Raw genomic sequence first — 2,878 nt, 5'->3', positions numbered from 1 at the left:
TACTGGGCTCGAACCAGTGACCCCCTCCTTGTAAGGGAGGTGCTCTCCCAGCTGAGCTAAGCGACCTGGGATATAACTATTTGTTGTACAACCATAAATTCTTTGCAAAAAATATGGTGGTCGATACTGGGCTCGAACCAGTGACCCCCTCCTTGTAAGGGAGGTGCTCTCCCAGCTGAGCTAATCGACCTCGCTGTGTGGAGCCGTATTATAGGGAGGTTCGATCGAGTGTCAACGCTTTTTAGTGAAAAAACCATTGGTCGCGGCATTTTTGTTCGTATTGACTTAATGCTATTCATCCCGCTGATCAAAGTGTTAGTTAATTAGTCAATTTAATTAGTCAATTATTGATGCTTAATTGGCGAGGACTGTGTAAATCGACATGGTTCATCAAGTTGCTTAATGGCATTACTTAAGCCTTTAGTGATTAGCTAAGTTCAACGCCGCTTAAGTTTAATCAGTAGATAACAACGGTTATTGATATATAGAGAGAAATTGCCCATCAGTTTTATGCTAATGAATGTAAAAATTCAGTGGCTATTTAGCTGGCGCATTTTTATAGGTGCCTTTTGTACTGATATGTTAGGGCCTTCTGTAGCCAACGTTATCTAAACAGGATTATTTAACATTTAGAACCGTGATTTTTATACGATAAATGAGCTGGCTCTGCTTGTCCCATTTGCAGCACTCGCTTTGGCTGTTAGAATAAGCCCACTTTTTACCGTGATTGTCTTTATCTAGACGACTTTATATAGGTTAGTGTCCCATTATGACAACTAAGACGCGTTTTGCCCCCAGTCCTACTGGTTTCTTGCATGTTGGTGGTGCCCGTACTGCACTTTATTCTTGGTTACAAGCTCGTGCAAATAACGGTGAATTTGTACTGCGTATTGAAGACACTGATATTGAGCGTTCGACTCAAGCCGCTTGTGATGCGATTTTAGAAGGCATGAACTGGTTAGGTCTGACATGGGACGAGGGCCCGTATTACCAAACTAAGCGTTTTGATCGTTATAACGAAATCATTGCGCAAATGTTAGCAAAGGGCACTGCCTATAAGTGCTATTGCTCACGCGAGCGAATTGATGCCTTAAGAGAAACACAAGCTGCTAACGGTGAAGCGCAAAAGTACGATGGTTGCTGCCGTGATTTACCTGCCCGAGACACAGATGAACCATTTGTGGTGCGTTTTAAAAACCCTATTGGTGGCTCAGTGGTATTTGATGACCACGTTCGTGGCCGTATAGAATTTTCTAATGACGCATTAGATGATTTAATTATCGCCCGTACCGATGGCGTGCCAACCTATAATTTCTGTGTGGTGGTTGATGATTGGGATATGGGCATTACGTGTGTCGTGCGTGGTGAGGATCATATCAACAATACGCCGCGTCAAATTAATATCCTTAAAGCATTAGGGGCTCCGATCCCAGAATACGCGCATGTATCGATGATTTTAGGGGATGACGGCGCGAAATTATCTAAGCGTCATGGCGCCGTGAGCGTTATGCAATATCGTGACGATGGTTATTTGCCTGAAGCGCTGTTGAACTACTTAGTACGTTTAGGCTGGTCACATGGCGATCAAGAAATTTTCTCATTAGAAGAAATGAAGCAATATTTTAAATTGGGCGATATCAACAAAGCCGCTTCGGCTTTTAATACCGATAAACTAGTGTGGCTTAATCAACACTATATAAAGAGTCTTGCCCCAGAATATGTGGCGACACACTTACAATGGCATATGGACGATCAAAAAATTGATCTGTCAAACGGTCCTGCATTAGCCGAAGTCGTCACTGCATTAGCAGAGCGAGCTAAAACACTAAAAGAGTTAGCTGCTTCTAGCCGTTATTTCTATGAAGACTTTACAGAGTTTGATGAAGCCCAAGCGAAAAAGCATTTACGTGGTGTTGCGTTAGAACCATTGCAACTGGTGCAACAAAAATTAGCGGCATTAACGGAATGGACAGCCGAAGCTATTCATCAGGCAATTGAAGATACCGCTACTGAATTAGATGTGGGTATGGGTAAGGTTGGCATGCCTTTACGTGTTGCAGTAACAGGGGCAGGGCAGTCTCCTGGCTTAGATATCACACTATGTTTAATCGGAAGAAATCGTTCTGAACAAAGAATATCCAAAGCGATTGAATTTGTAGCAGATAGAATAAATTCCTAAAAAAACGAGTTGACACTTTTAAGTGTGCTGCATAGAATGCGCCACGCAGTTGAGACACGGCCGAGCAAATGCTTGCAGTGCACTTAAATGCCGTTAAATAAGTTTGGGGTTATAGCTCAGCTGGGAGAGCGCTTGCATGGCATGCAGGAGGTCCACGGTTCGATCCCGTGTAGCTCCACCAAACTTACTGCAGATATTAAGCAAGAACGTTAAGTTCAAATTAATATGTCCGAGCCCCTTCGTTTTTAGATGAGAGTGCCTAGGACACCGTAGATGTTAAACGGGAACGTTAAGTTCAAATTAATATGTCCGGGTCCCCTTCGTCTAGAGGCCTAGGACACCGCCCTTTCACGGCGGTAACAGGGGTTCGAATCCCCTAGGGGATACCAAATATTGGTTCCTAGCAAATGACAGCGTGTTGTTTGATAAGAACAAAATCTAAATTTATGCTGATATATTGGCTGCTAAAGTCTATTGTGTTGGTAAAAAATTTGGGGCTATAGCTCAGCTGGGAGAGCGCTTGCATGGCATGCAAGAGGTCCACGGTTCGATCCCGTGTAGCTCCACCAATTTACAGTATTATTAAGCTGAAACAATAGTTTAAATTAATAATCCCGGGTCCCCTTCGTCTAGAGGCCTAGGACACCGCCCTTTCACGGCGGTAACAGGGGTTCGAATCCCCTAGGGGATACCACATTT

At 43.6% G+C, this 2,878-nt stretch carries 1 protein-coding gene and 5 tRNA genes; 5 read left to right on the top strand and 1 reads right to left on the bottom strand.

Annotation, left to right across the window (positions count from 1 at the left end):
• Positions 1-114 precede the first annotated feature (114 nt).
• Positions 115-190 (bottom strand) — tRNA-Val (locus BW947_RS02395).
• A 579-nt stretch (positions 191-769) separates the two neighbouring features.
• On the opposite strand from BW947_RS02395, the gene gltX reads away from it, so the two are divergent.
• The 5 genes from gltX (at position 770) to BW947_RS02370 (ending at position 2,873) form a co-directional block, all read left to right on the top strand.
• Entirely contained in the window at positions 770-2,179 is a 1,410-nt protein-coding gene (gene gltX, locus BW947_RS02390; RefSeq protein WP_076496733.1) for a glutamate--tRNA ligase, read from the top strand.
• 105 nt (positions 2,180-2,284) lie between these two features.
• A tRNA-Ala gene (locus BW947_RS02385) sits at positions 2,285-2,360 on the top strand.
• Positions 2,361-2,492: 132 nt separating this feature from the next.
• Positions 2,493-2,568: transfer RNA gene (locus BW947_RS02380), tRNA-Glu, on the top strand.
• Positions 2,569-2,672: 104 nt separating this feature from the next.
• Positions 2,673-2,748, top strand: a tRNA-Ala gene (locus BW947_RS02375).
• Positions 2,749-2,797: 49 nt separating this feature from the next.
• Positions 2,798-2,873, top strand: a tRNA-Glu gene (locus tag BW947_RS02370).
• Positions 2,874-2,878 lie beyond the last annotated feature (5 nt).

It is taken from the genome of Shewanella morhuae (assembly GCF_900156405.1).
In the GTDB taxonomy this organism is placed as follows: domain Bacteria; phylum Pseudomonadota; class Gammaproteobacteria; order Enterobacterales; family Shewanellaceae; genus Shewanella; species Shewanella morhuae.
Note: the sequence above shows the minus strand (reverse complement) of the source record. Positions and strands in the feature narration are given on the sequence as shown.

What these genes read in the sequence shown, in the direction of transcription:
- gltX (WP_076496733.1), top strand. Translation starts at nt 770, where the DNA reads ATGACAACTAAGACGCGTTTTGCCCCCAGTCCTACTGGTTTCTTGCAT.